Here is a 26234-nt window from a genome sequence, read left to right as displayed (position 1 = left end):
AATATGATAGGTTTAATTCTTGGAACTTCAGAGGGCAAAAGCATACTATCTCTTTTAAATAAATTTACTGAAGATATTTTAATATCTACTGCTACTGAATATGGTGGAGAATTATTGCAAAACTATAAGTATGCATATTTAAATACAAAACCTTTAAACTTAGAAGGATTAAAGGAATTGTTTAAAGAAAAGGGTATAAGGATACTTGTAGATGCTTCACACCCTTATGCAGTAGAAATTACTGATAATGCTATTAAAGCTTGCAGTGAGTTAAATATAGAATATGTAAGATATGAAAGAGCATCCTGCGTAGATAAATTTAAAGACCATGAAAAAGTTATAGAAGTAGAAAATTATGAAGGGCTTTATGATAAGTTAAAGTATATAAAAGGAACTGTACTTAATACCAGTGGAAGCAGAAATTTAGATAAGATATTATCTTTAGGTGTAGAAAATAGAATAGTTCATAGAGTATTGCCTTCTATAAAAGTTATGAATGAATGTTTAAGTAAAGGTGTAAAAATTGATGATATAATAGCTATAAAAGGACCTATAAGCTATAATTTAAATTGTGCCTTTATAAAAGAATATGAAGCAAAAGCTATGATATTAAAAGATAGTGGTATTCAAGGCGGAACAGAAGAAAAAATAAAAGCATGTGTAGATAATGATATATATGCTTTTATAATAGAGAGGAATACAAGAAATTATAAAACTATTTTTTATAATGAGGAAAATTTAGTACAATATATTGTAGAAAAACTTAAATCAACAAAAACTAAAATGTAAAGGGTGTATTTTATGGAGTTTACAACAAAATACCCAGGGAGTTTTGGAGAAGTGCTTCAAGGTAGGGTACATAATAGGGATGTTTTGCTGTCTTGTCCAGTTAATGTTTATACTAATGTTAAAGTATTAGAAAGTACAAGCCCTAGTAATAAATTTAAATGGCAAAAAGCAGCTAAATTTTTGGATAACATTTTAACTAAGTGGGATTATAAGAATTATGTAGATAATTTAGATATAGAAATATGTTCTCATATACCTTATGGCAAGGGTATGGCAAGTAGTACTGCGGATTTATGTGGAGTATATTCCTGTTTATTAAAAATGTTTAAAAAAGAATTTAACGAACAGGAGCTTATAGACCAGTGTATAAAAATAGAACCTACAGATAGTATAATTTTTAATGAAGCCACTCTTTTTGACTATAAGAAAGGTCATTATAAAGAAAAAATAGGTCCATATTTTAAATATAATGTGCTTGCTTTTGAAGGAGAAAACATAGTAGATACAGTTGAATTTAATAGTAAAAAGTTACCTGATTTAAGTAATGCAGATGATTTATTTGAAGTTTTAAAAGAAGCTGTACAGGAAAAAAGCTTAGAAAAGCTATCCTATGTATCTACAGAAAGTATTATTAGAAATCAAAAAAGGCTTTATTATGATTGGATAAAAGATGTTATAAATATAAAGAATGAAACATGTGGTCTTGGAATAATTGGAGCTCACAGTGGAAATGTGTTGGGTATAATATACGAAGATGATGACAAGTTTGATTATGCTGTAAGATTTGCTAAAAAACTAAATGGCTATAAAATATATCCAGTGCAAACTTTAGATAAGATATTTTAGAAAATTATTTTTATTATATATAAGGAAGAAGGTATTTATCATGGATAAAGGATACATTCAAATGTATACAGGCAATGGAAAAGGAAAAACTACTGCAGCTTTGGGATTATCACTTAGAGCAGTTTGTGCTGGCAAGAAGGTTTTCTTTGGACAATTTACTAAAGGAATGAAATATAGTGAGTTAAATGCTGTAAAGTATTTACCTACTTTTAAATTAGAACAGTTTGGGGGAAACCATTTTATATTCAATAAGCCAACTAAAGCAGATATAGCAGAAGCTAGAAAAGGCTTAGAAAGAGCAAAGGAAGTTTTAACTTCAGGAGAGTATGATGTAGTAGTTTTAGATGAAATAAATATTGCCATATTTTATGAGCTTTTCCCTGTAGAAGAAGTTATAGAAATGTTGGACAGTAGAAAAGAAAACGTAGAAGTAATACTTACAGGTAGATATGCAAATGAAAAACTTATTGAAAAAGCAGATTTAGTAACAGAAATGAAAGAAATAAAGCATTACTATAACCAAGGAGTTCAAGCAAGAGTAGGTATTGAGAGTTAGTGTATAAATACTAGAAATTAGAATTTAGAGTATAGAGGTTGCACCTATACTCTATTTATTTTTTCAAAAATAAGTTGTTTTCTATCATTGAAAAACTTTTTATAGGATAGATAGCAGCAAATAAAAGCAGCAATTGTAGTAGCGGATGACAACATAAATGTAACCATTATTTGAAATTTTATGGCCTGAATGGGAGAGGTTCCTGCTAGTATTAAACCAGTCATCATACCAGGAAGAGATACAATTCCTAAAGTTTTCATTGAATCTATAGTTGGAAGAATACCTGTTTTTATAGAATTCCTTATAATTTCCTTAGAGGAAAGAAAAATATCTGCACCAAGTGCAAGTTTTGTTTCTACTTCCTGTCTTTTAACTTGAAAATCTGAAACCATTTGTTTATAACATAGTCCAATAGCAACCATGGCATTACTTATAACCATTCCACCTACAGGTATTATTTGAAAAGGCTCATATTTAATTGCTTTGGCGAAAATTAAAACTATAAGAGTTAAAGTCGTACCGCATGCTATAGAAATAAAGGAAATTAATAATGAACCTTTTATGGATTTTCCACGTTTCGATGCGTTGACAGCTGCATTAAAAATCATAAACATAATTAAAAAAGTTGTGAATAGAGGATTTTTAAGTCCAAAAATAAAATCTAGTATGTATCCAATAATTACAAGTTGAATTACAGCACGAACAACTCCAATTATAATTTCTTTCTCTAATTTTAATTTTTGGTAGTAGGAAAAAAACAGTGATATTAAAACTAAAGAAGATGCCATAAGAAGAGAAGATAAATTCATTGAATTTGCTGAGTTCATTTCAATACCTCCAAATTCTTTAGTAAACCACTTTCGATAGTTATTAGTTTATTAGCATATTTTCTACTTTGAGCTTCATTGTGAGTTACCCATAGTATAGTTATACCACGTTTATTCATTAGTTTTATTACGTTTTCCACAATTAATGTATTATCTTTATCAAGAGCAGAAGTGACCTCATCTAAAAGCAATATATCAGGTTCAAATAACAGATTTCTAATAAGAGCAATTCTTTGTTTCTCACCACCAGATAAATTGTTTACTTCCTTTTTTATAAAGCTAATATCCATATTGAAAATATTAAAAAGTTCCTTAACTCTGCTTATATCAAAAGTTTTATTACGCAATACGTAAGGAAATTTAAGATTATCTTCTACAGTATGATCAAAAAGATAAGGTATTTGAAAGCAATAAGATACTTTTTTTCTTAAATTTACAGCATCATATTCTTTGAAATTCTTGTTTTTAAAAAGTATGTCTCCTTCGTCGGGACTTATGAGACTGGAACATAGTTTTAAAAAAGTACTTTTACCACTTCCAGAAGGACCAACAATTGATACAAAGTCTCCTTCATTTATACTTAAAGATATGTTTTTCAAAATATATTTGTTATCATCTTTAAAGGATACATTTGAAAATTTTAATATACACATAACGTAGAAATCTCCTAAAATGTTTTTTCAAAAAGTTAAGCATAATTTAAGTTAGTTTTTGTTAATCTCCTGATAATTATTATTACAAGCATTAAAGCTACAGAAGTAAGAGCTATAGTGCCTCCAGGAGCACTATCTATATAATAGGACAATATTAAACCTATAATAACATCTATAAATCCAAATATTATAGAAAATATAAGAGTTACTTTAAATCCTTTATGAAGTTGGAGTGCTGCAGCAACAGGCATTGCTATCATTGATGATATTACAAGTATTCCCATTATTCTTATAGAAACGGAAACAGTAGCACCAACTAATAATGCAAAAACGTAGTTTAAAAGCTTAACTTTTACACCCATAATCTTTGCACCATCTTCATCAAAGGTTATATAAAGCAATTGATTAAAGAATACACATAATATTATAACAGATATTATACTAAGAATAAAAACAGTATAAAGTTCAGTGCTGCTTACAGTTAGGATGCTTCCAAACAAGTAAGAGTTTACATTTGCATTAGTTTTACCCATGCTTATTAAAGTAATGGCTATACCTATTCCAAGAGTCATAACAATTACAAGTATAACCTCAGCATATTTTTTATAATAATCTCTCAAAAACTCTATAACAACACCAAAAAATGATGTGAAAATAAAAGCTGACAATATTGGGTTATACCCAAATACTAATCCAACAGCCACTCCTGCTAGTGAGGCGTGAGACAAAGCATCACCCATCATGGAATATCTTTTTAAAACTAAAAAAACACCTATTGTTGGACATAGTATAGAAATAAATACAGATGCTATTAAGGCATTTTGCATGAAACTATAATGTAGCATTTGAAACCTCCAAATCGTGATATTGAAATTGGTTTATTGGATATAATCTAGCAAAACCATTTTCCATTTTACAAATGTGTGTAGAGTTATCTAGTGCAGCTTTAAGATTATGTTCTACTGATATAACTGTAATATGAGAACGAAGGTTTAAGCCTTTTATAATTCTATAAATTTCATTTTGACTTGCTATATCAACACCTGTAGAAGGTTCATCCAGTATTAATAATTCTGGATTTCCAAGTAGTGCTCTAGCAATAAATACTTTTTGCTGCTGTCCTCCAGATAAATCTCCTATTAATTTATTTTTAAAGTTTTCCATTCCTACAGCTTCAAGGGCTTCGTTTATAACCTTAGAATCTTTAATCTTTAATAATTTCATATGACATTTAAGTATTTCATAAACTGTAATAGGGAATTGTGTATTAAGACCTTCAACCTTTTGAGGAACATATCCAATATTATTTGTTTTTAATGATATAGTTCCCTTTATTGGAGCTAGAAGATTAAGTATAAGTTTTACTAAAGTACTTTTTGCACTACCATTTTCACCTAAAATGGAAACATAATTTCCTTTCTTTATATTTAAGTTTATATTATTAAGGATATAAGGCTCGCTGCCGGTGTAAGAAAAAGTTAAATTTTTGATTTCTATCATTAAAATCCTCCAATTTATTAATTATATTTTTTATTTAACCCAAAGAAAGTTTGCATTCATTTATAGTTATAATTATTAATAAAATATAAATAGTTATAACTATAAATAAATGCAATTATCAAAAAGTAGTAATTAAATATATTTTTGTGGGTATTACTTACTATAATATTATATACCTATATGCAAACTATTTGCAACAAGTATATACATAAATTTAGTATACAATGAAATTTTATGCTAAAAAACAAACATTATTCATAACTTCAAAATATAATTAAGCTAATTTTATTTTTATAACAGGTTTACAAATTTAAAATAAAGTAGTATCATATATATGATAATGAAAATCAATATCATTTGATAAAAGCTTTGAAATTAGAAGTTGAAATTCGTTATATTTTTTCAAAATGATATTGAGAATGAGAATCAATGTTGGAGGAGTGGTTTTATGGCAAATTTAATTAGTCTAAATGAAGCAAAAGTTAAATCTAAAGTGAAAGTAGTGGAAATATCTCAAAATAGCAGAATGCGAAAAAGGATAATGGATATGGGCATAGTAAAAGGGACTAACATTGTAATAGAAGGAAAAGCACCAATGGGAGATCCTATAGAGATTTTAGTAAGAGGATACAATTTAACACTTAGAAATGATGAAGCTAAGGATATTAAAGTTGAATTAATATGATATGACTTTTGATTGATATGGACTTTATTTTGAAAGGAGGTAGAAATTTTTGAGTTCTGGTATGCCTTTAAATTTTGTATCAATTGGCAAGTATGCTGAAGTTAACTCTGTAATGGCAGGAGAAATGATGTGCAAAAAACTCATGGAAATGGGAGTTAATAAAGGAAGTTTAATTGAAATAGTGAAAAATGATTCAGGACCTTTAATAATAAAAATAGGAGAAACTAGGTTAGCTTTAGGAAGAGGAATGGCTCAAAAGGTAATGGTCAGTGAAGTTTAAAAGTATTGGAGGAGAAAAATGAATAAAGAGTTGGTAATAGCTTTGGCTGGAAATCCTAACTGTGGAAAAACTAGTTTATTCAATGAATTAACAGGATCAAGGCAGCATGTAGGTAATTGGCCAGGAGTTACAGTAGAAAAAAAGGAAGGAAAACTAAAATATAAGGATAGAAATATAGTGGTAGTGGATTTGCCAGGAACATATAGTCTTGGTGCTTACTCTGAAGATGAAAAAGTGGCTCGTGATTTTATACTGAAGGACAAGCCAGATGTAGTAATAAATGTAATTGATGCAAGCAATATTGAAAGAAATTTATATTTAACAATGCAGCTTTTAGAAACAGGAGCTAAAGTAATTATAGCTCTTAATATGATGGATGAAGCTGAAAATAGAAATATACAAATAGACATAAAGGAGTTATCAAAAATACTAAACATACCTGCAGTTCCAACTGTAGCACCTAAAGGTCAAGGAATAGAAGAGTTAATAAGTGAAAGTGTAAAATTAGGTGACTCAAGGGAAAGTAAATTATATAAAATTGATTATGGTGAGGACATAGAAAAAGAGGTAAAAATTTTAGGAAATGCTTTTTCAACATGTGCAGCAACATTGGAATATCCAAGAGAATGGACAGCTATAAAGCTTTTAGAAAATGATGAGTATATGATGGATTACATAGAAGAAAAGTTTCACCAAATAAAGGATAAGATAAATGTCAGCATAGAAAAGTTAATAACAATAATAGGTTATGAGCCAGATACATATATAATAGATAAGAGATATGAAATAGTAAATGAGGTAGTACAACATAGTGTAAAAAAAGAAATAATTAGGAATGAGAGTAGATCTGATAAAATTGATAAAATTGTTACAAATAGATGGTTGGGCATACCTATATTTGCTATTATAATGTTTACTATGTATCAATTTTCTATAACCTTTGGTAATGGATTTTTAGGGGGAAAAGTAGATGATGCATTTGGTGCATTTGGGGAATTCATAGGAAATGTATTGGGAAATTTAGGTGCACCTAAGCTATTTATATCATTTATAACAGATGGAATTATAGGTGGTGTTGGATCTGTAATTGTATTTTTACCAATGATTCTTACAATGTATTTTGTTATGTCCATACTTGAAGACAGCGGATATATGGCAAGAGCAGCTTATGTAATGGATAAACTTATGAATGCAGTTGGATTACATGGTAAAACAGCAGTATCTTTAATATTAAGTAGTGGATGCAATATTTCAGGAATAATGTCTGCAAGGACACTAGAAAGCAAAAAGGATAGAATGATAGCTATACTTATAACTCCATTTATGTCATGTCCAGCTAGATTGGTCATATATGGAGTGTTTGTAGCTGCTTTCTTTGGTGACAAAAAAATAGGAATTTTTAATGAAGGTGGAATTATAATATTTTTACTTTACGTATTAGGAATTGTAGTTGCAATACTAATGGGTAAATTTTATAGCAAAAAAATATTTAGTGGAGAAGATTCATATTTCATAATGGAATTACCTCCTTATCGTATTCCTACTATGAAGAGTGTATTTATACACATGTGGGAAAAATCAGAACACTTTTTGAAAAAAGCAGGAACTATTATTTTAGGAGTAGTTGTAATAGTTTGGATAATGTCAAATTTACCTGCAGGAGTAGAACCTGCAAGTAAGGACAGCTTTATTGGTATATTAGGTTCAGTAATAGCACCAATATTTAAACCAGCAGGTTTTGATAACTGGCAATCTGGTGTAGCACTTATAACAGGTTTTGGTGCTAAAGAAGCAGTTGTAGGAACATTAGCTACAATATATGGAGTAGAAGAAGGACCAAAGCTAATAGGAGCTATTCAGCAGAATTTCACATCTCTTTCAGCTTTGTCCTTTATGGTAATGTCGCTTTTATATGTTCCTTGTTTAGGAACTATAGCAGCCATAAGAAAAGAAACTAATTCAAAAAAATGGGCTGTAATTGCAGCATTAATTAGTTGTTTGATTGGTTGGATAGCAGCAGTTTTAGTTTATCAAATAGGAAGAATTTTAGGATTTAGCTAAAAAAATGTATATATGTGTATAAGTATATAGTTATATTGATAATGATTATTAATATCAAATAATCAATTGTACTTTTTAAGATTTTGTTGTAGTAATTGATTTAGATGGAATTTTTTCATTCCATCTAAATCCTAGATAAATTTGTTTATTATTATACTTTAAATAAATACTCATTTTATTAAATAATGGGTGTTAAAAGGTAAGCATAATTTATAAATTGAAAATTAGTTTTGCAGTATGATGTTACAAAAGCAATTAAAAATATAATTTGGAAAGGAGTTTTTTTATGAGTGTTTTAGTTATAGGGGGAGACAATATTTGTAATATCAAAGAAAAATTAATGGAAACAGGTTTTGACAAAATACATCATATAAGTGGAAGAAAGAAAAGCGACAGAAAAATTAGAATTCCAGAAAAAACAGATTTGGTATTGGTATTAGTAGATTATGTAGGTCATAGTTTAACAAGTATTGCAAAAGAAGAATCTAAGAAATCTGATGTGAAAATTGTGTTTTCAAAAAGATCCTGGGTTCACATGGAAAATATCATACAAGATTGTGCTAAGGAGATATCAGATGCTAAAAGAAGATATAATTGGATTTAATGAAACAGAAATTTACCACGATATAATAGAAAGCTTGGTAACAGCTCTTGAAGCAAAGGATTTTTATACAAGGGGACATTCGGAAAGGGTAGCATTCATGGCATATGAACTATCCAAAAAGCTTGGTATAGAAGGTAATGAATTAGAAAATATTCATATGGCAGCTCATCTTCATGATATAGGTAAAATTGGAGTACCTGATGATATATTAAATAAAAATGAAAAACTTTCAGAGGATGAATGGAAGCATATAAAAATGCATCCTAAAATAGGGTTTGACATTTTAAATAAGTCAAATAAGTTAAAACATATTGCTAAAATTGTACTCCACCATCATGAAAAATGGAATGGATGTGGTTATCCAAATAAATTAGCTAAATTAGAAATACCATTAGGGTCTAGAATAATTGCAGTATGTGATTCTATTGATGCAATGACTTCAATCAGACCTTATAGAAAAACTATGGATTTTGAACAATGTATGGAGGAAATAGTGATTAATAAAAATATTATGTATGATCCAGTTATTGTTGATTTCATTGAAAATAATATAAAGTTTATAAAGGATATATCTAATTTCAAATCTGTATAAGTGCAAAAACTACTAATGATTAAAGTTATAAGTTTAAATTGGGGTGAAGACATTAATGAAAAATGTATGTAAAAAAGTAGGTTGTTTTTTTAGAACAATTATTGGAAATCATAAATTACAGGATATAGATGAAAGTGATGCTAAGATTGATAGTAACATTAGAAAAGAAAATTTAAATAACATAAAAGATGTTTCTTGCAAAGTTAAAGAAAATACTTCTAATGTAAAAATGCTGATTAGTGAAATACAAGAATCTGCAAATAATAATTTAAATATATCTGAAAAATTAACTGAAGAAATTTCAGATATATCTGATAAGGCAAAAGAAATGAGCTCGTCTATAAAAGAAATTGAAAAATTAACATCTCTAATAGCAGATAAATCTTCAGAGAGTTGTGAAAATGTTCATATAGTAAATAACGAGTCAAAAAATTTAAAAAATCAAATTTTACAGTCCATAGAAGGTTCTAAGGTTATGTTAGATAAAATCAAAAGTGATTTAAATGATTCAATAGAGAACTCAAAAGAAGTGGAAAAAATATATACATTTTCAGATGATATTATAAAAATAACAAAACAGACAAATCTTTTAGCTCTTAATGCATCCATTGAGGCTGCAAGAGCAGGGGAGGCAGGCAAAGGCTTTAATGTTGTAGCTGGAGAAGTTAGAAAACTAGCTGAAGAATCAGAAAAAATTGCGAAAAATATTAATGGTGTAATTAATAATGTAAGTTCTTCAGTTAAAAATTTAAGTAGGTGTTCCTATGAAGTTATGGATTACTTAAGTAAAGTTGTAAATAAGGACTATGATAAATATATGAAGGTTTGTGAGCAATATGATAAAGAAATCATAAATTTCAGTAATATTATGAATGAAGTAAGTGATTCAACAGAAAAGATAAATGTGTCAGTGGAAGACATAACAAATGTTGTAGATAGAGTTGCCAATACTATAAGTAAATCTTCTGATAATGTAACTGAAATGTCTTTTGATATTTTAAACACTGTGGACAAGGTATTTGAAGTTCAGAATAAAGTGGAATTTAGTGAAGAAGAAATTGGAAAATTAAATTCTTTGATTCAAGACATTTAAAAATTGAAAGGTGGTTAAGATATGCTAATTAGAATTTTAAAAAGGTTAACTGAAGGTGGAGTATATTCAAATAGTTCAATGGCTAGGGAATTAGGAATAGATGAAGGTTTAGTAGAACAGATGATAATTCAATTACAGCATAAGGGATATATAGAGAAAGATAGTATAGATTGTTGTTCAGAAAGTTGTGGTTGTGGTAGTAAAGGATGCACGAAAAAATCAAGCTGTTGTGGTAGTAATAGCAATGCGAGTGTAAGCATTTGGAAGATAACTGATAAAGGAAAAAGTATGCTAAAAAGAGTTGGGTAAATTTTAATAAAAAATGTAATTAATTGCTTGACTTAACGAGTGATGTATAATATAATATACAAGTAAGTTAAATATGGCCTCTTGGTCAAGCGGTGAAGACGCCACCCTCTCAAGGTGGAATCAGGGGTTCGATTCCCCTAGTGGCTACCATAAGTGTAATAAGAGTGTTTTACAGAGATGTAAGACCTCTTATTTTTTTAGTTTCCCACACTTTTCCCGCACTAGTTTTAGGGTGCTATAAACAAAGTCAGATTTATACTCATTTTAGACAAATAAGTATGAATCTGACTTTTAAACTTTTAATTCTTTTTTACTCATATCAATGCCAGTCTATTTTTAGGATGGGAGTTCCATCTGCTTTAACCCAGTGCCTAAAACCATACTATCAAATATTTTAAATTATGGGTAATTAAAAATTTTTTAATAGTTACATTCCATAATTAGTAATAATATCAATTTATTCACTATAAGTGGTGTTTGATGTATAATTTATAATATCATAATTTTAGTTGGGGGAGAGTTTATATGAATAAAATATTTAAAATTTGGGAATTGGCATTGCTTATTAGTTTAAGTACAACTTTTTATGTTAGTGCCAAAGAATTACCACAAGAACTTAATGTGTCATATAATAAACCATGGTGTATAACATTTAATGAAAGTATTGATCCTAGTACAATAAGTGGAAATATAATTATAACTGATAATAATGGAAAAAAAATTAAGACAAATATAAGTGTAGAAAACAATAGAAATGGAAATTTTGTTATAATAACTCCAGTAGATAAATATAATGAAAACGATACATATACTATATCTATAAATAAAAATGTTAAGTCATATAGTGGACATTCATTAAAAGAAGAAACTACTAAAAAGTTTACAGTAATGAATACTGATAAATATAGTATAGATACTATAAAAAATGAAGTGAATGAGGATTTTAATAATTTTAAGTTAGGGATTAATATGCAAAAAAGTGACTATGGATTAAAATCTTATGAGGATGCTGATGATATATATATGGATAAAGGATTTGAATACTACTATATTTCATCAAGGGTTTTAGATCAAGAAAGTCCAAATTTGAATAATATTGATGATATTATTTATAGCAGCAATCGATTTATTTTCTTTAACAAAATAAATGGAAGAAGTGTTTGTAGTGCAAGCGTGTATTATTCTGAAGAAGGTAAGTGGAAGGTATTTCAAACATCAGGCTCAAATTTTTACGATGATATAGTTGAAGCAGAAAGAGAGTATTCTTTGAAAGATGGTGATTTTAAATTAGTGAACTATGATTTAGTGGGTATTAGGGCAATGTTTGTTACTACTGGCAATGAGCTTTTTTTTATTAATCTTAGTGATAAAGCTGTACTTAATCAAAATAAGTTTAAAAAAGAAAGTGTGAAAAAATTTATAGAAGATTTCAAAAATTATATGAGGTAGGAAGTAAACAAATTAACTTACAAGTACTAATGAAGCTATAGGGTTATTAGGTTAATTCTATAGCTTTTTATTTTAAGAGGCTATAGAGTATGAAAAAAATAAATGAAATTGATATAAAATCAATAGATTTTAATGAAAAAGAGGAAGTTGGGAAATGGTTAAATGATTACGATAACTGCCATGTAAGATAATAATTATCCTAAGGATATAATCTTAGAGGAAAAGTTAAAAGAATATAATAAGTTCCTATTTATTATAGATATATTTTGTTTTAGGTAAGTACTGGTGAATATCACAGGTGCTTATTTACTTTACAAAATGTTCAATAAAGATAAATAATTATGTAACAAGAATGGCACAATGATGTAACAATGTCTTCGTATAATATAGTCAATTAGCATTCAGAGAAAGGAGCTTATTGTATGAATCTTATAATATTAGGAATAGAGATAATTTTTTTAACATCAGTAGTATTATTATCTAAAGCTAATAAAAGAAAGGGCGTTAACATTAAATAAAATAATTTGATTATTAAAGCATTAGTGAAATACTGATGCTTATTTCTATTTATAAAATACTTAAAAATAACTATTTTAATTGTCACCATTTTAATATTGCTACAATTAATAAATTTAAGTCTTTTATGTGGTTTGAATTTATAGGTTTAATAATCATGCTGCAATAATTTGAAATTTTCACTAAATAATTAAATTTAATAAAAGGATTTAAAGACAATTTTATAGAATTATATATAAAAATGTACTTTTATAAAACCACAAGGATATGAGGAGGAATATAATGAAAAAAATTAAGTTATTAGTAATGGGTGCTATCCTAGGTACAAGCTTATTATTTTCTAGCAATGTATTTGCAAAGGCTAGTGCAATTGATGTTATTGGAACAGATGGAAAGGTGTATGAATATAATTATTCTGACTTAAAGACATCTGCAATGGCGTATGAATTAAATGGTGCAGGAGATTTAGGTGGTAAATTATACAATGATTTTTTAACAAGAAAGAGTGCCATAAGTGCTTATTATGATGATGTTAGAAAATCTTATGTAGATTTTAATACAGCATCTAAAGTTGCAGTTAGCTTAATAACTTCAGGACAAAAATTTGATTTGAATAGCTTTTTAGAGAATCCATCTACACCAACAATAAATTTAAATCCTATTCAGGTTACAACAACTTCTCGTGGTAATATAGTTGTTGGTAATGCTGATACAATTGCCAGCATAAGTAATACAACCGCAATCACAGGACAAGGAAGTAATTATAGCTTACCTAGTACAGTACAAGCTATTATGAGTGATGGAAGTATAAAAAATGTAACTGTTACATGGGATAAGCAAGCAGATACAAGTCAATCAGGTACATTTATTTTTAATGGTACAGTTTATGGATATAAGGGTAATGTTGTATTAATTTTAGCTGTAAACGCTAATTCCTCTTCGCTTCAAAAACTTGATTATGTATCTTTAGGTGATTCACTGGCATCAGGTCAGACACCATATAATATAACAAGCGGATATGGTTATACAGATATTATTGCAGGCAATTTAGCTAATAAAGGCCTTTTGAAAAGTTACAGTAAATATGGTGTATCAGGATACACAACAGCAGATGTTTTAAGTCAGCTTAAAGATACTCAGGTAATTAATTCTATTAATAATGCTGAAATTGTAACTATAGACATTGGTGCAAATGATTTATTGTCTTTGCTTAGAGCTTATTTAAGTGGACAGAATGTTGATTTTCCTACACAAATAGGAACAGTAAGCGGAAAAATTTCTGCTATAATTCAGTCAATAAAAACTATTAACCCTAATGCAAAAATTTATATTATGGGTTATTACAATGCATTACCAAATTTATCAACACAGCAGGAAACAGTATTTTTACAGCTTTTAACAGGATTTAATAGCTCCGTTAAAAATGTAGTAGATAGTTTTAAAGACACAGCAGTACCACCTGTTTATGTTGATACATATGAATCTATGAATAGTAATTTAAAACAATATCTTCCTGGTGACATACATCCAACTATTGAAGGATATAGAATTATTAGTGAAGATTTTTGGAATTTAATTAAAGTAGACTCTTTAGGTGGATTGAAATAATTAATTAGATCTAATAGATATATATAAGTATAATGGTAAGTACAAATATATATCAAGGGACCTTAGATATTAGGGTGAATTATACTTTTGAGAAGTAAATAAAAATTTGTATGAAAAGTACTAATTGAAAATAGTTAGTACTTTTTTTGCTGGAATACCTGAAATATAGTTAATGTATTCTATTGAGGTTATTCAATTACATATGCTAAAGCGAATATAGTTATAGGTATTTTGATAAATATTTATGATATATAGAGGATTTATGGGAAATGTGTAGAATATTAGTTTTAGATATAGTAAAAACATGAAAGTTAAACAAGACTAGGGGGATTTTTAAAATGATGAAAAAAAAATTAGTGATTTTATTAATAACAATACTGACTTTAGCATTATCAACTTCGATAGTTAGTGCTAAGGCAAGTTCTGTGATTATAACGGGAAAAGATGGTAAGTATTATGAATACAACTATACAGATTTAAAATCATCAGCATCAGCTTCAGTATTAGGAGATACTGATAATGGAGCTTTATATGAAAATTTTATAAAAAATAAAGTATCAGTTGCAGCATACTATGATGATGTGAGAAAAGTATATGTATCTACATCAGTTATAAATGAAGAAGCAGTGCTCAAAGTAACGGAAGGCAAAACTTTTGATTTTACAGGATTTTTAGAAAATACTAATACTGCAACAACATCCATTGCTACTACAAAAGTGACAAAGGATAATTTAAATGTTATTGGAAATACTGATACTAGTGTAGTAAATTTTAAAAGTAAAGCTTTAGAAAGCAGGATTAGAGCAGTAGTGCATAAACCAACAGGAGATATTTATAAAGGTGATGTTGAAAAGATAATAATGCTTTATGCTGATAATTATTCTATACAGGATCTTAGTGGAATAGAAAATTTGACCAATTTGAAATATCTTAGTTTATCTACTACTAATATAAGTGATATAAGTTTACTGAAGAGTTTGACTAGGTTGGAAGAACTTAACTTAGATTGTAATCAAATAAATGATATAGGAGCATTAAAAAATTTAACTAACTTAAAAAAGCTTAATTTAGCTAATAATCTAATAAGTGATACAAGCTCATTAAGGGGATTAACTAATTTACAAGAACTTTATATAGGAGGTAACCAATTAAGTAACGATAATGTGCAATCTTTAAAAAATGCTCTACCTAAGGTTACAATCAACTAGGTTAATTATATTATACAGTCTTTAAAGATTTTATGATTGCAATATAAAAATTGAATACAAGTACTAAAAGAGCTTGGATATTTATTTAAGCTCTTTTAATTGTATAATGAATAATGCTAGTTATAACTGGTAATATTCATTAAATAGTAAAGGCACGGAATCAATTTACAATTCTTTTGGTATAAAAAGTACTCATTATAGGAATATATTTGAAAAAATTCATACTCTAATAATTTATTTAATGAGTTTTCTATTGAAAACTTGTTTATTTTTGTTTAAAATAAAATTGCAATAAAGTGTAGAAATTTGTCATATTAAACTGTGTTTTTTAAAGGTTTTCTTCATTATTCAATGTAGTATAAAAATAAATACTAGGTTAGCTAAAAATGATTTATTCACAAAATATTTTAAAAGTATATACTAATATTTATTCCAAGGAGATAAATATTGGTACAAAACCAGAAAATATAATAAGCATTCCTTTAACAAATGAATATATTTTGTTTTTTTGGTGAAAATGATTAAAAATATTGCTGATGCTTATTTAAATTAGAAGAGGTGTAACATATGAAAGTTGGAGATATAGTACAAATACAAGATGAAAATGAATGGAAAGGGTTATATGGAGTAGTGGAGTATGTAACAGTAGGAATATCACATATATTTTGTGTAAAGAATCCATGTTATTTATATGTAGCTACAAAGAATAATAATATAAAAGTTATAGAAGAAAGCAAAAAAGATAAGTACAGAAAAAACGTTAATATGAAAAATTAGATATAAAGTATAATTACAGTTTAATATGGTTAATGTTATAGAGCACTCTGTAGGCAGAGTGCTCTTTTGTATAAAAATATAAAAAATAAGACAGCAAATAATTGAAAGTTTAGAAAATAGGGAATATAATAAAAATAGAAAGATTATCATAAAATGGAAAGATTATATAGGGAGGTGTAGCCATGAAAAATATGGAAAAGTGTGAATGTTTGCTTACTGAAATTGACAATATGAGAAGATGTATGTATGTTATTATTGAAAGAGGAGTAAGCCTAACCGATGATGAAATGGTTGAAATAAGTCAAAGGCTCGATTCCTTATTAAATGACTACAATAAACTTATACATAATAAAAATGTACAAGTTGCTTAAACTATATATAGGGAATTTGAAGTATTCTAAAAAACAAAATATTATTTATATTAGATAAGCATTTGTAGAAATACTGATGCTTATTTATTTGGGTTAGTTATAGTAGAGGTTGAATTTAAAACAGATATCCATGCATTCTAATATGCTAATATTAGTAAATATTTTAATTTATAGGTATAAGTTGTATAATATATATTGTATTTATAATAAATTACAGGGGAGGAAAAAATATGTTACCGCCAATTGTTGAAAATACAATATTTGACTCTTTAAATGAATCACTACAATACATAGATATACTTTTTGATCATCATGTAACTATTTATATTACTGATACAGAAAAAATTTTGAAAATACTTTGTAGCGATAAATTAAGTTTACGTAGTAAAGAGGGAGAGCCAACACCTAAAGCAGGTGCTCCAGGAAAGGCGTTAAAGTCTGGAAAACCAGTAGTAGAAATTCTTCCTAAAGAATTATATGGAGTACCTTTTAGATCTTATTCGATTCCAATTAAAGATAACAATAATAATGTGATTGGTCTTTTATTAGCAGCAGAAAGTCTTGAAAATATGGATAAAGTACTAACTCTTTCTGAAAACGTATCAAGTTCTCTAAAAAAAATGTCTTTGGCAAGCAATGATATTTGCGGAGAAATCCAAAAAATAGTTGATTCAAATTCTGATACTTATAATGCACTGAATAAGGCTAATAATAATGTTGAAGACACTAATGAAATTTTGAAATTTATACAAGGTGTTTCCAGTCAGACTAATCTTTTGGGACTAAATGCAGCTATTGAGGCTTCAAGAGCAGGAGATAGTGGAAAAGGTTTTAGTGTAGTTGCACAAGAAATAAGGAAATTATCTAAATCAAGTAGTGAATCAGTTAAAAAGATTAATTCTGTTTTAAAAGAAATTACTGGCTCAATGGAACTTGTTACTAGTAGTATAAATAAATCAAATTCAAATTTTGAAGCAGCAAGTAGTGCAATAGAGGAAATAACTTCATCTATTCAAGAATTATCTTCAACTGCTGAAATATTGAAAGAACTAGCTAAAAAAATTTAAGGATGTGACCTATAGAACACAATGGGTTAAATTTAATGAAGATTGATTTTTGTATGAAAAGTATAAGGCCTATATTTTGAATGATGTGGCATTATTTTTGAAAAGTCTATAGAACTTATATCAGCTTAATTCGTAAAATTAGGTGGTATTTAATATAAAGAAATATAACCCTCAAATTGCAGCATTAACCCATATATTTCTAAAATATATGGGTTTTAGGATGCCATGATAGTTACAAAAATACTGCATTTTGCTTAGTTAAAATATATTAGTTAGTATTTAAAAGTCTGTATTATAAATCTTATACCATCTGTATTGTGGGCAAAAACATCAAATCCTTTGGCTATTATATTTTTAATAGCTTCATATTCACTGTTAAAGCGTTTAATAATAAATGGTTCTTTTCCCCAAGTATTAAATACTACACATATCTCCATATCTTCATTCTCCACTTTTATATTAATAATAATTATTACATACATATATGCAGAAATACTATTTTGGTAACCTAAATTAAAAAAGTTAACAATAATATAATTATGCACAAATTGATTGAAAATCAAATAGTATATATCAGATATGTATCAGCAAATGACAAAAACTAACAAGGGAGATGTTTTTATGAATACACCAATAATGGGAAAATCGCTCATAACACCAAAACAATGTGAAAATTTTCTCAGAAAGCAAAATTCTAATGCACCATATTTAGCAAATATTTATAGAAAGTATTGTGATATTTATGGCATAAGACTTGAATGTATTTGGGTTCAAATGTGTTTGGAAACAAATTATTTAAGGTATTCAGATACTTCAATTACTACTTTAGATATGCACAATTATGCTGGATTAGGTGCTCTGGACAATAATGGCAGAAGACAAGCATTAATTTTTACTACAGAGGATGAAGGAGTAAAATGTCACGTACAGCACTTATATGCTTATTGCACTACTAATCCTCTGCCTAAAAATGAAATACTGATAGATCCAAGATTTAAATATGTAATAAGAGGTATAGCACCTAACATTGAAAATTTAGGTAGTGGTGTTTGGGCTAGTGATAAAAGCTATTCTAGTAAATTATTAAAGCTCCTAAATCAACTGTTAAGTAATAGTTCAGAAAAACAAATAAATTTAAATAATACTGTTGTTGATGAAGTCACAATAGTTCAAGATGGAGCAGTTGTAAATACTCTTGATAATAGCATGACATATGCTTTTATTAAGTCTATTCAACATGATTTACAGAGGCTTAGCTGCCTTGAGCCAGGAGAAAGCAATGCTACAGGAAGTATAGATAATAAAACTAAACAGGCTATAATACAATTTAGATATATAGTTGATTTACCAAGTGGTAGTAATATAGATAACAGTTTTATAAATGCTCTGAATTTGATAACTAAGAAACCAACTATAGGAGAAGGGTGGCCTTCTAATCCTATAGCTACAAAGTTTATAAAGTGGTATATAGGTATAACGCCAAAAAATGAATTATGGGATATTGATACAGTTGAAAAAGTTAAGGTATGGCAAGTCAAAGCTGGTATATGGAGTGTTTATGGAGCAGATGGAGTGATCAGAGAAAAGGATTGGAATAAAATTTTAAAATAGCATATTTAAGATTATAAAGATATGCTGCTGCATCATAGTAAATGATATTTTGATGCAGCAGTAGAAACCTTTGTTAATATAATATCTTTCATATAGTTTACAGAAAAAATGTGATATAATAACCATTAGTTAAATAAAAATGGCACAACATGCTCAATAAACCAGGGGGGAATATCAATGGTAAATATGTTATTTAGTTTATATAACTTCAATGAAAAATGGGCAAAAAATATGGTATCAAAGTATATAAACTCTAATAATAGAGTTCTAATAATTCCATTTTCTTTTGATGAAGATATAAAAAACGATATGGAGTGGCAGAGTGAATTTAATAAGTATAAAGGAAGGCATTATAAAGTTATAGAGAAAACGTTCTCGAGTTATGGAGTTAGTGAAAAAAATATAGAATGCATAAACTATTTTAAAGATACTAGAGAAAGTGCAAAAGATAAAATAAGAAGTAGTGATATAATATTTTTCACTGGAGGCTTACCTGATAAAATGATGTACAGGCTAAAGGAGTTTGATTTAATAAATGAAATTGAAAACTTTAAAGGTACAATCATTGGAAGTAGTGCCGGTGCAATGATTCAGATAAAAGATTATCATATTACTCCAGATGAAGACTATGATACATTTTCATATAATAAGGGGCTGGATTTTATTAACAACTTTGATATTCAAGTACATTATGAGGGGACAGAAACACAAGAGAAGTACATAAACAAGGTACTAAGCGAAAAATCAGATACAGTGTATGCAATTAAAAATACTGGAGGAATAATTATTGATAATAATGTAACCACATTATTAGGAGATACATATACATTTAGTAAGTAATTTTTAATTTTACATAAAATGCGTCTTTAATATCCTATGAATAAAGCACTTGGTTAATTCCAGGTGTTTTATTCATAGAATGTTAAAAAATGTACACTAACATATAACAAATATTAAACAAGATCGTAACAATTATTATATATAATAATAATAATTGTCCTAAGGAAATAAACCTTAGAGGAAAATTTAAAAATATAATAAGTACCCCTTATTATAGATATATTTTGTTTTAGGTAAGCACTAGTGAAAATACTAGTGCTTATTTAAATTAATGCAATAAAATTGTATTTTAATAAATTTTAATACATTTATAAAATGTAGTGAATATAATATTAGTAATGGGAGAAGGGAGGAGTAATTTTGAAGAGAACCTATATCTTGGACACAAATGTTATTCTGTATTCACCAGGAGCTATTTTCACTTTTGGGGATAATGATGTAATTATACCTGAAATAGTATTAGAAGAATTGGATAGTTTTAAAAAACAAAAGAATGATTTAGGTGCTAATGCTAGACATGCAGCTAGAATTATAGATAGGCTTAGGAGGCAGGGAAAGCTTAATGAAGGAGTTAATATACCAGGAGGAGGAAAGTTGAGGGTAGAAATGAACCATTATGATACAGAAATACCTCCATGCTGGGATAAAAACAAGGCAGATAATCGAATAATACAGATTTGTAAAGCTCTTAAGGAACAAGGAGAAGATGTATGCCTTATTACAAAAGATACTTTTGAGAGGATTAAAGCAGATATTGTTGGTATAGATGTGGAAGATTTTTATGAAAAGGTAGTACCGGAAAATGAAGATCAATATACAGGAAGAATTGATGTTTATGCTTCAAGTGAAAAAATATCAGAATTTTATCATAATAAATTTATAGAAATAAAGGATGTTTTATGTTATGAAGAAACACAAGGAAAATATGTTGTACCTAATTTTTATACTAATCAATTTGTTATAATTCACTGCAGTGAAAATCCTAGGCAAACAGCATTAGGGAGATTTAATGGTGACAAAGTAGTAAATTTGAATTGCAAGGAAAATACTTTTTTGGGTATTAGTCCAAGAAATGTAGGGCAGAAATTTATGATGGAAGCATTGTTTACAGATGCAGAGAAAGCTCCTTTAGTTATAGTAAAGGGGCCAGCAGGTACAGCTAAAACTTTATTTTCTTTAGCAGTTGGGCTTCATAAGATTATGGAGTGTGATACTGATCAATATAGAAGAATTCTTGTGTGCAGACCAAATGTTACTATGGATGAAGATATAGGATTTTTACCTGGGACAGAAGAGGATAAAATAGCACCTTTTATGAGACCAATATTTGACAATTTGGAAATATTAGTAGATTCAAATGAAAAGCAGAGATATAAAAACGAAAAGGAATTAGCAGATAAAATCAAGGAACTTTTTGATAGAAGAATTATAACTACAGAGGCTGTAGCTTATTTAAGAGGAAGATCTATAGTTAAAAATTGGGTAATTGTAGATGAAGCTCAAAATTTAACACCAAAGCAGGTTAAAGCAATTATAACAAGAGTGGGTGAAGGGACAAAACTTATATTAATAGGCGACCCAGATCAAATAGATCAACCATTCCTTGATTCAAGATCAAATGGACTTTGTTATGCTTCAGAAAAAATGAAAGGTAGTAATTTATGTTATCAAGTTACCATGAATTACAATGAGTGTGAAAGATCACCACTATCATATGAGGCTTCAAAAAGATTATAATAATTTAAGAGGCGGAGTTAATCCGCTTTTTTTATAACAAATTTTATTTACTTAAAATGTATTCAAATGATAACATATGTCAATAATTTTATGTATAAATACAGTTTGAAAGTTAGGCATGAATATATAAAGAATAGAGTAGAACAATTTTTAGAAAATCCTTAACATATTCAAAATTTAATTTTTATTAACATCTTTTATGACCTATTTATAATTATTTCTATTTAAAAAATATAGCATTTATTGTACAATATTGAGAGATGTAATTTTAGAAAGGAAAGGTTTTTGTATATGGACAAAAGAAAAACAAATGGTAAAAGGGGTAAATCCATTTGGAAGTTGGTTGTAGGTTTTATAATATTTGAAGTATTATTTACTGGAATAACTGCTCCTCTTTTAATATTTTATGGGCCATTTCAAAATGTAAAAAAGACTGTAGTTGAATCTGCAATGACAACACTTAGTCATCAATATATTGCTAAGTTTTTTTTATCTGATGATGAAATTAATAAAATTTTAGGAGAAAATACTATAGACAATATTCAGCAAGATAACGTTTCTCAATTAAAGTTTGAAAATAATCATGATAGCAGCATAGAAAGAGAAGAAGTTAGTGATGGAAGAAAATTTAACGGATATATGCTTATTATTCATGATCCTACAAGAGTAAAAGTAGGATATAGCAAAAAGTTAGGTGTAGCTGGTGAGTTAACTAGTCAAATAGCAAAGGATAATAATGCTGTAGCAGCAATTAATGGTGGTGGGTTTACAGACAGTTCCTCAGGTGATAGTAAGTGGACAGGGACTGGTGGAAAACCTGTTGGAATACTTATGAGTGATGGAAAAGAAGTGTATAATGACGTATCAGATGAAGATAAGGCAATGGAAGTAATGGCAATGACTAGTAAAGGAGAGCTTTTAGTAGGCTCACACAGCTTATCAGAAATGAAGTCTCTTGGTGTTACGGATGCTATCTCTTTTGGTCCTGCATTGGTTGTAAACGGTAAGGGAACTATAAAGTCTGGTGATGGTGGCTGGGGAATAGCTCTAAGAACTGCCATAGGACAGAGAAAAGATGGATCTATATTATTTTTAGTTATAGATGGAAGGCAAACAAAAAGCGTAGGTGCAACGTTAAAAGATGTTCAGAATATAATGCTTGAATATGGTGCATTAAACGCTACAAATTTGGATGGAGGTTCTTCGTCAACTATGTACCATGAAGGTGAAGTAATAAACAATCCATGTGATCCTTTAGGAGAAAGATCTGTACCTTCTGCTGTTTATGTTAAACCTTAAAGTACACTAGATAAGTATTAGAAGGAGAGTGCTCAATGAAGATTTTCGTAAGAATTCTTATATGGATAATGATATCATTAACACTACAGTGTGCAGGACTTTTTTATGCTAATAAATACCTATTTGCATCAAGCACAGATATCAAAACTAAGAAAGTAGTGAAAAGTGACAATAAAAAACCAGATATTAAAATTAACATACCAGATAATGCAAAGAACACAAACATATCATTTGATGGAAAGTTTGTGGCTTATTATGATGGAGATGTATTGAAAGTAGTAAATACTTTAACAGGAGAAGAAAAAAGCGTAGAATTTGAAGGAGGAGTAAAGGTATCTTTTTATAAATGGCTTTCTGATAGAAATAGAATGCTTATAGCTGAAAAGGAAAGTTCAAATGAAGAATCAAATTTGAAATTAGCTTATTATGATGTTGATAAAGGTTTGAAAGAAGATATTAAAGATTTAGATTGGGCTGATAAAAAATCAGAAGTTGAAGATATACAAGCATCACCGCTTACTAATATTATATATGTTAAAGTGGCTAACAGTGGGAAGCGCAGCAGTATATATTGGGTTAATATAATGAAGGAAATGAAAAAGGTTGAAACAAGAAGTTATCAAATAGGAAGTATAAGAGTACTTCCACATGAGGACAAATTAGTATATGAAGATTTAACTCATAGTAGAATATATATGACTGATAAAGATGAACCTTTGGATATAAGTGGGGTAAGTAATCCAAGTTTATTAGGTGTAGATGATAATGACAATGTATATATAGGAGAAACTAATAGTGATAAAGTTACTAAAATATTTTACGGAACTGTAAAAGAAGGTAGAAATGAATTGCAAACTATAGATTTAGGCAGTGCTGTAGATAAGAATAATATATATATAACTGGAGAAGGAAAAGTTTATGTTAATGATAGTCTTAAAGGTGTTGTAAAAGAATTTTCAAGTGGAAAACAATATAATTATGCAGGTACTTTTGTACAAATGTATAATGGAGGAGTTATATCAATAAGTGATGGAAAACTTGTAAAAACTTTATTTAATTAAATAGTTTTTTTATTAAAGGAGGGATGATTAAATTTGAATAATTGGTTATTAACTAAGATTCTTGTAGTACCAGCTATACTCATAGGATTTACATTTCACGAGTATGCTCATGCCATAGTGGCAGATAAATTAGGAGATAAAACTCCTAAATTCCAAGGAAGGCTTACTTTAAATCCATTTGTACACATAGATATAATTGGGTTTTTAATGATATTAATAATGAATTTTGGATGGGCAAAACCTGTTCAAATAAATCCATCAGCTTTTAAAAATAGGTATAAAGATGATTTGAAAGTATCTATTGCTGGCCCATTAGCAAATTTAGTAGTGGCATTCATAGGAGCAATACTTATGGCGCTATTATCTAAGTATGGATTTAATTCATTAGGTAATGTTTCAGGATTATATGATATACTTTCAATAATAATTTCATATATAGTTAGTATAAATTGTATGCTTTTTATTTTTAATCTTATACCGATACCAGGCTTAGATGGATTTCATATTTTAAGGGACTTGTTTCCAGGCTACTATTATAAAATATCAGATACATTATATAGATATCAAATGATTATACTTTTAGTAATTATAGTAACACCTATAGCAACTTATGTAGTAGGAATACCATCAAGATTTTTATATGTTGCATTTATGCATATTGCTAACGTTATAATATAAAACAAAATGCTATGTTGATACATCAGGAGGAATTTTTATGAGACTAAGGAAAAAATGGTGGGCAAGACCAGAGATGGAGCAAAGTCCTTTAACTGTGATAAACCCGCAGGAGTATAAAGGAAAGTGGAAAGAAGAATTTAAGAATGAAAATCCTATATATTTAGAATTAGGATGTGGAAGAGGAACTTTTTTGTGCGAACATGCAAAACAAAATTCTAATATAAATTATATAGGGATAGACTTAAAAGATGAAGTATTAATATATGCTTTAAGAAAACTAATTCAAGAAGAACTTACTAATGCTAGGATTATTCCAACTAATATAACAAATATTTCAGAAATGTTTGATGAAAATGAAGTAAGTAGGATATATATAAATTTTTGCAATCCATGGCCAAAGGACAGACATAATAAGAGAAGACTTACACATACAAGATTTTTAAATCAATATAAGCAGTTTTTAAAACCTGAAAGTGAAATATGGTTTAAAACTGATGACAAAGATTTGTTTGAGGATTCTCAAGTTTACTTTAAGGAAAATGGTTTTAATATTGAATATATAACTTATGATCTTCATAATAGCGATTTTCAGGAAAATATAGTTACAGAGTATGAGAGCAAATTTACTTCTTTGGGAATGAAAACTATGTTTTTATTAGCAAAGCTTACTGTAGTCAGTGAATAGATTTTGGAAGTATAAATAGCTTTAAACTAAATAATTCACATTAGAGACCGAAGCTTGTTCTCTAATGTGTTTTTATTTTTTAAGAAAAATTATTTGTGATTGCCAAAACTATCTTTATAGGTATCAGTTGGTAATATTGAGCCTTTATAAAGAGTGAATTTGGCGTCATATGCTTCCTTTTGTCTATATAGTTCTTCAGTAGACATTCCGTTTATAGGAGAATCAGTTGGAGAAATACCTTGTTCTGTTGTAAAACCTATTTTATTTTTATTAGTTAATTTACTTTGATTTTCTTTCATTCATATTCACCTCGTTTTATAGAATGTACATATTAAAGAAAAGTATAAGAGTAATTTTTGCAATGTAAAGTTATAAAATTGAAATAAAAAAATTTTTTATTTAATATAGAAAATTATATAATTATCATTAATATTTATTTTTATAAATGGAAAGAATGTGCTAAAATAAATAGCGAAATTTATAGTGTAAATAATAGAACAAACATGCAGTTTTTTATTTAAATTATTTATTT

The 26234-nt window shown here is 28.1% G+C and carries 29 protein-coding genes and 1 tRNA gene; 24 read left to right on the top strand and 6 right to left on the bottom strand.

The genetic code is table 11. The features are described from left to right. Nucleotides 1-3 precede the first annotated feature (3 nt). From Ccar_RS15380 to cobO, 3 genes are read left to right on the top strand one after another with little or no spacing between them, the layout of a single operon-like run. Nucleotides 4-789 (top strand): cobalt-precorrin-6A reductase, encoded by a 786-nt coding sequence (locus tag Ccar_RS15380; protein ID WP_007062170.1) that lies wholly within the window; start codon nucleotides 4-6, stop codon nucleotides 787-789. Nucleotides 790-801: 12 nt separating this feature from the next. After that, complete coding sequence (locus tag Ccar_RS15375) at nucleotides 802-1635, top strand: GHMP family kinase ATP-binding protein (protein ID WP_048030127.1); 834 nt, start codon at nucleotides 802-804, stop codon at nucleotides 1633-1635. 40 nt (nucleotides 1636-1675) lie between these two features. Further along, the gene (gene cobO, locus Ccar_RS15370; protein ID WP_007062173.1) at nucleotides 1676-2191 is read left to right on the top strand and encodes a cob(I)yrinic acid a,c-diamide adenosyltransferase; all 516 of its coding nucleotides are present in this window, start codon (nucleotides 1676-1678) and stop codon (nucleotides 2189-2191) included. A gap of 44 nt (nucleotides 2192-2235) precedes the next feature. On the opposite strand, the gene Ccar_RS15365 is transcribed toward cobO, so the two are convergent. Genes Ccar_RS15365 through Ccar_RS15350 form a run of 4 tightly spaced genes read right to left on the bottom strand, consistent with a single transcriptional unit; the run spans nucleotide 2236 to nucleotide 5171 of the window. Next, nucleotides 2236-3018, bottom strand: a complete 783-nt coding sequence (locus tag Ccar_RS15365) for an ABC transporter permease (RefSeq protein WP_007062174.1) — start codon at nucleotides 3016-3018, stop codon at nucleotides 2236-2238. Further along, nucleotides 3015-3671 (bottom strand): ABC transporter ATP-binding protein, encoded by a 657-nt coding sequence (locus tag Ccar_RS15360; RefSeq protein ID WP_007062175.1) that lies wholly within the window; start codon nucleotides 3669-3671, stop codon nucleotides 3015-3017. The genes Ccar_RS15365 and Ccar_RS15360 overlap by 4 nt, the downstream gene beginning before the upstream one ends. Before the next feature lie 35 nt (nucleotides 3672-3706). Then, nucleotides 3707-4516 carry a metal ABC transporter permease gene (locus tag Ccar_RS15355; protein ID WP_007062176.1) on the bottom strand — a complete coding sequence of 270 codons (810 nt, stop codon included), beginning with the start codon at nucleotides 4514-4516 and terminating at the stop codon, nucleotides 3707-3709. After that, nucleotides 4503-5171, bottom strand: coding sequence for a metal ABC transporter ATP-binding protein (locus Ccar_RS15350; protein WP_007062177.1), 669 nt, complete (start codon nucleotides 5169-5171; stop codon nucleotides 4503-4505). Before Ccar_RS15350 ends, Ccar_RS15355 begins: the two co-directional genes overlap by 14 nt. Before the next feature lie 448 nt (nucleotides 5172-5619). On the opposite strand from Ccar_RS15350, the gene Ccar_RS15345 reads away from it, so the two are divergent. The 14 genes from Ccar_RS15345 to Ccar_RS15280 all read left to right on the top strand — a co-directional run bounded on the left by Ccar_RS15345 (nucleotide 5620) and on the right by Ccar_RS15280 (nucleotide 17791). After that, complete coding sequence (locus Ccar_RS15345; protein WP_007062178.1) at nucleotides 5620-5856, top strand: FeoA family protein; 237 nt, start codon at nucleotides 5620-5622, stop codon at nucleotides 5854-5856. 49 nt (nucleotides 5857-5905) lie between these two features. Then, on the top strand, nucleotides 5906-6136 hold the full coding sequence (locus tag Ccar_RS15340) for a FeoA family protein (RefSeq protein WP_007062179.1): 231 nt from the start codon (nucleotides 5906-5908) through the stop codon (nucleotides 6134-6136). Between the two features lie 18 nt (nucleotides 6137-6154). Continuing rightward, entirely contained in the window at nucleotides 6155-8197 is a 2043-nt protein-coding gene (feoB, locus tag Ccar_RS15335) for a ferrous iron transport protein B (RefSeq protein WP_007062180.1), read from the top strand. A gap of 286 nt (nucleotides 8198-8483) precedes the next feature. Further along, nucleotides 8484-8801: a DUF2325 domain-containing protein gene (locus Ccar_RS15330; protein WP_007062181.1), complete on the top strand. Its 318-nt coding sequence runs from the start codon at nucleotides 8484-8486 to the stop codon at nucleotides 8799-8801. Next, entirely contained in the window at nucleotides 8773-9393 is a 621-nt protein-coding gene (locus tag Ccar_RS15325) for an HD-GYP domain-containing protein (protein ID WP_007062182.1), read from the top strand. Before Ccar_RS15330 ends, Ccar_RS15325 begins: the two co-directional genes overlap by 29 nt. Before the next feature lie 55 nt (nucleotides 9394-9448). Beyond that, a complete protein-coding gene (locus tag Ccar_RS15320; RefSeq protein ID WP_007062183.1) occupies nucleotides 9449-10486 on the top strand; it encodes a methyl-accepting chemotaxis protein in 1038 nt (345 codons plus the stop codon). Between the two features lie 21 nt (nucleotides 10487-10507). Continuing rightward, complete coding sequence (locus Ccar_RS15315; protein ID WP_007062184.1) at nucleotides 10508-10795, top strand: FeoC-like transcriptional regulator; 288 nt, start codon at nucleotides 10508-10510, stop codon at nucleotides 10793-10795. Nucleotides 10796-10870: 75 nt separating this feature from the next. Further along, nucleotides 10871-10945: transfer RNA gene (locus Ccar_RS15310), tRNA-Glu, on the top strand. 375 nt (nucleotides 10946-11320) lie between these two features. After that, nucleotides 11321-12244, top strand: coding sequence for an Ig-like domain-containing domain (locus Ccar_RS15305; RefSeq protein WP_007063543.1), 924 nt, complete (start codon nucleotides 11321-11323; stop codon nucleotides 12242-12244). A gap of 798 nt (nucleotides 12245-13042) precedes the next feature. Then, nucleotides 13043-14368, top strand: coding sequence for a GDSL-type esterase/lipase family protein (locus Ccar_RS15300; RefSeq protein WP_007063546.1), 1326 nt, complete (start codon nucleotides 13043-13045; stop codon nucleotides 14366-14368). A gap of 338 nt (nucleotides 14369-14706) precedes the next feature. Further along, on the top strand, nucleotides 14707-15576 hold the full coding sequence (locus Ccar_RS26125) for a leucine-rich repeat domain-containing protein (protein ID WP_007063547.1): 870 nt from the start codon (nucleotides 14707-14709) through the stop codon (nucleotides 15574-15576). Nucleotides 15577-16143: 567 nt separating this feature from the next. Continuing rightward, on the top strand, nucleotides 16144-16353 hold the full coding sequence (locus Ccar_RS15290; RefSeq protein WP_007063549.1) for a hypothetical protein: 210 nt from the start codon (nucleotides 16144-16146) through the stop codon (nucleotides 16351-16353). A 182-nt stretch (nucleotides 16354-16535) separates the two neighbouring features. Further along, nucleotides 16536-16724, top strand: coding sequence for an aspartyl-phosphate phosphatase Spo0E family protein (locus Ccar_RS15285; RefSeq protein WP_007063550.1), 189 nt, complete (start codon nucleotides 16536-16538; stop codon nucleotides 16722-16724). Between the two features lie 230 nt (nucleotides 16725-16954). After that, a complete protein-coding gene (locus tag Ccar_RS15280; RefSeq protein WP_007063551.1) occupies nucleotides 16955-17791 on the top strand; it encodes a methyl-accepting chemotaxis protein in 837 nt (278 codons plus the stop codon). 272 nt (nucleotides 17792-18063) lie between these two features. Here the strand turns inward: Ccar_RS15280 and Ccar_RS26795 are convergent, their stop codons facing one another. Continuing rightward, a complete protein-coding gene (locus tag Ccar_RS26795) occupies nucleotides 18064-18228 on the bottom strand; it encodes a hypothetical protein (protein WP_007063552.1) in 165 nt (54 codons plus the stop codon). Nucleotides 18229-18412: 184 nt separating this feature from the next. Between Ccar_RS26795 and Ccar_RS27435 the strand changes: the two genes are divergently transcribed. From Ccar_RS27435 to trmB, 7 genes are all read left to right on the top strand, one after another. Then, on the top strand, nucleotides 18413-19402 hold the full coding sequence (locus tag Ccar_RS27435; RefSeq protein WP_007063553.1) for a glucosaminidase domain-containing protein: 990 nt from the start codon (nucleotides 18413-18415) through the stop codon (nucleotides 19400-19402). 177 nt (nucleotides 19403-19579) lie between these two features. After that, the gene (locus tag Ccar_RS15265) at nucleotides 19580-20242 is read left to right on the top strand and encodes a Type 1 glutamine amidotransferase-like domain-containing protein (protein WP_007063554.1); all 663 of its coding nucleotides are present in this window, start codon (nucleotides 19580-19582) and stop codon (nucleotides 20240-20242) included. A 360-nt stretch (nucleotides 20243-20602) separates the two neighbouring features. Next, nucleotides 20603-21979 carry a PhoH family protein gene (locus Ccar_RS15260; RefSeq protein WP_007063555.1) on the top strand — a complete coding sequence of 459 codons (1377 nt, stop codon included), beginning with the start codon at nucleotides 20603-20605 and terminating at the stop codon, nucleotides 21977-21979. 291 nt (nucleotides 21980-22270) lie between these two features. Continuing rightward, complete coding sequence (locus Ccar_RS15255; RefSeq protein ID WP_007063556.1) at nucleotides 22271-23278, top strand: phosphodiester glycosidase family protein; 1008 nt, start codon at nucleotides 22271-22273, stop codon at nucleotides 23276-23278. A gap of 35 nt (nucleotides 23279-23313) precedes the next feature. Next, a complete protein-coding gene (locus Ccar_RS15250; protein WP_007063557.1) occupies nucleotides 23314-24339 on the top strand; it encodes an NHL repeat-containing protein in 1026 nt (341 codons plus the stop codon). A gap of 33 nt (nucleotides 24340-24372) precedes the next feature. Further along, on the top strand, nucleotides 24373-25017 hold the full coding sequence (locus Ccar_RS15245; RefSeq protein WP_007063558.1) for a site-2 protease family protein: 645 nt from the start codon (nucleotides 24373-24375) through the stop codon (nucleotides 25015-25017). A 37-nt stretch (nucleotides 25018-25054) separates the two neighbouring features. After that, complete coding sequence (gene trmB, locus Ccar_RS15240; protein WP_007063559.1) at nucleotides 25055-25702, top strand: tRNA (guanosine(46)-N7)-methyltransferase TrmB; 648 nt, start codon at nucleotides 25055-25057, stop codon at nucleotides 25700-25702. A gap of 89 nt (nucleotides 25703-25791) precedes the next feature. Here the strand turns inward: trmB and Ccar_RS15235 are convergent, their stop codons facing one another. After that, nucleotides 25792-26001 carry a hypothetical protein gene (locus Ccar_RS15235; RefSeq protein ID WP_007063560.1) on the bottom strand — a complete coding sequence of 70 codons (210 nt, stop codon included), beginning with the start codon at nucleotides 25999-26001 and terminating at the stop codon, nucleotides 25792-25794. Between the last annotated feature and the right edge of the window lie 233 nt (nucleotides 26002-26234).

The sequence above is a fragment of the Clostridium carboxidivorans P7 genome (assembly GCF_001038625.1).
GTDB classification, from domain to species: Bacteria; Bacillota; Clostridia; order Clostridiales; family Clostridiaceae; genus Clostridium_AM; species Clostridium_AM carboxidivorans.
The sequence above is the reverse complement of the archived record's forward strand: the minus strand, read 5'-3'. Positions and strand labels throughout refer to the sequence as shown.

Bases quoted from the DNA above. Each gene is read 5' to 3' on its own strand.
- Ccar_RS15280 (WP_007063551.1), top strand. From the start codon at position 16,955: ATGTTACCGCCAATTGTTGAAAATACAATATTTGACTCTTTAAATGAA.
- Ccar_RS15265 (WP_007063554.1), top strand. From the start codon at position 19,580: ATGGTAAATATGTTATTTAGTTTATATAACTTCAATGAAAAATGGGCA.
- Ccar_RS15350 (WP_007062177.1), bottom strand. From the start codon at position 5,171: ATGATAGAAATCAAAAATTTAACTTTTTCTTACACCGGCAGCGAGCCT.
- Ccar_RS15315 (WP_007062184.1), top strand. From the start codon at position 10,508: ATGCTAATTAGAATTTTAAAAAGGTTAACTGAAGGTGGAGTATATTCA.
- trmB (WP_007063559.1), top strand. From the start codon at position 25,055: ATGAGACTAAGGAAAAAATGGTGGGCAAGACCAGAGATGGAGCAAAGT.
- Ccar_RS15355 (WP_007062176.1), bottom strand. From the start codon at position 4,516: ATGCTACATTATAGTTTCATGCAAAATGCCTTAATAGCATCTGTATTT.
- Ccar_RS26795 (WP_007063552.1), bottom strand. From the start codon at position 18,228: ATGGAGATATGTGTAGTATTTAATACTTGGGGAAAAGAACCATTTATT.
- Ccar_RS15290 (WP_007063549.1), top strand. From the start codon at position 16,144: ATGAAAGTTGGAGATATAGTACAAATACAAGATGAAAATGAATGGAAA.
- Ccar_RS15300 (WP_007063546.1), top strand. From the start codon at position 13,043: ATGAAAAAAATTAAGTTATTAGTAATGGGTGCTATCCTAGGTACAAGC.
- Ccar_RS15285 (WP_007063550.1), top strand. From the start codon at position 16,536: ATGAAAAATATGGAAAAGTGTGAATGTTTGCTTACTGAAATTGACAAT.
- Ccar_RS15235 (WP_007063560.1), bottom strand. From the start codon at position 26,001: ATGAAAGAAAATCAAAGTAAATTAACTAATAAAAATAAAATAGGTTTT.
- cobO (WP_007062173.1), top strand. From the start codon at position 1,676: ATGGATAAAGGATACATTCAAATGTATACAGGCAATGGAAAAGGAAAA.
- Ccar_RS15345 (WP_007062178.1), top strand. From the start codon at position 5,620: ATGGCAAATTTAATTAGTCTAAATGAAGCAAAAGTTAAATCTAAAGTG.
- Ccar_RS15375 (WP_048030127.1), top strand. From the start codon at position 802: ATGGAGTTTACAACAAAATACCCAGGGAGTTTTGGAGAAGTGCTTCAA.
- Ccar_RS15325 (WP_007062182.1), top strand. From the start codon at position 8,773: ATGCTAAAAGAAGATATAATTGGATTTAATGAAACAGAAATTTACCAC.
- Ccar_RS15250 (WP_007063557.1), top strand. From the start codon at position 23,314: ATGAAGATTTTCGTAAGAATTCTTATATGGATAATGATATCATTAACA.
- Ccar_RS15380 (WP_007062170.1), top strand. From the start codon at position 4: ATGATAGGTTTAATTCTTGGAACTTCAGAGGGCAAAAGCATACTATCT.
- Ccar_RS15360 (WP_007062175.1), bottom strand. From the start codon at position 3,671: ATGTGTATATTAAAATTTTCAAATGTATCCTTTAAAGATGATAACAAA.
- Ccar_RS15320 (WP_007062183.1), top strand. From the start codon at position 9,449: ATGAAAAATGTATGTAAAAAAGTAGGTTGTTTTTTTAGAACAATTATT.
- Ccar_RS15365 (WP_007062174.1), bottom strand. From the start codon at position 3,018: ATGAACTCAGCAAATTCAATGAATTTATCTTCTCTTCTTATGGCATCT.
- Ccar_RS15305 (WP_007063543.1), top strand. From the start codon at position 11,321: ATGAATAAAATATTTAAAATTTGGGAATTGGCATTGCTTATTAGTTTA.
- Ccar_RS27435 (WP_007063553.1), top strand. From the start codon at position 18,413: ATGAATACACCAATAATGGGAAAATCGCTCATAACACCAAAACAATGT.
- Ccar_RS15330 (WP_007062181.1), top strand. From the start codon at position 8,484: ATGAGTGTTTTAGTTATAGGGGGAGACAATATTTGTAATATCAAAGAA.
- Ccar_RS15255 (WP_007063556.1), top strand. From the start codon at position 22,271: ATGGACAAAAGAAAAACAAATGGTAAAAGGGGTAAATCCATTTGGAAG.
- Ccar_RS26125 (WP_007063547.1), top strand. From the start codon at position 14,707: ATGATGAAAAAAAAATTAGTGATTTTATTAATAACAATACTGACTTTA.
- feoB (WP_007062180.1), top strand. From the start codon at position 6,155: ATGAATAAAGAGTTGGTAATAGCTTTGGCTGGAAATCCTAACTGTGGA.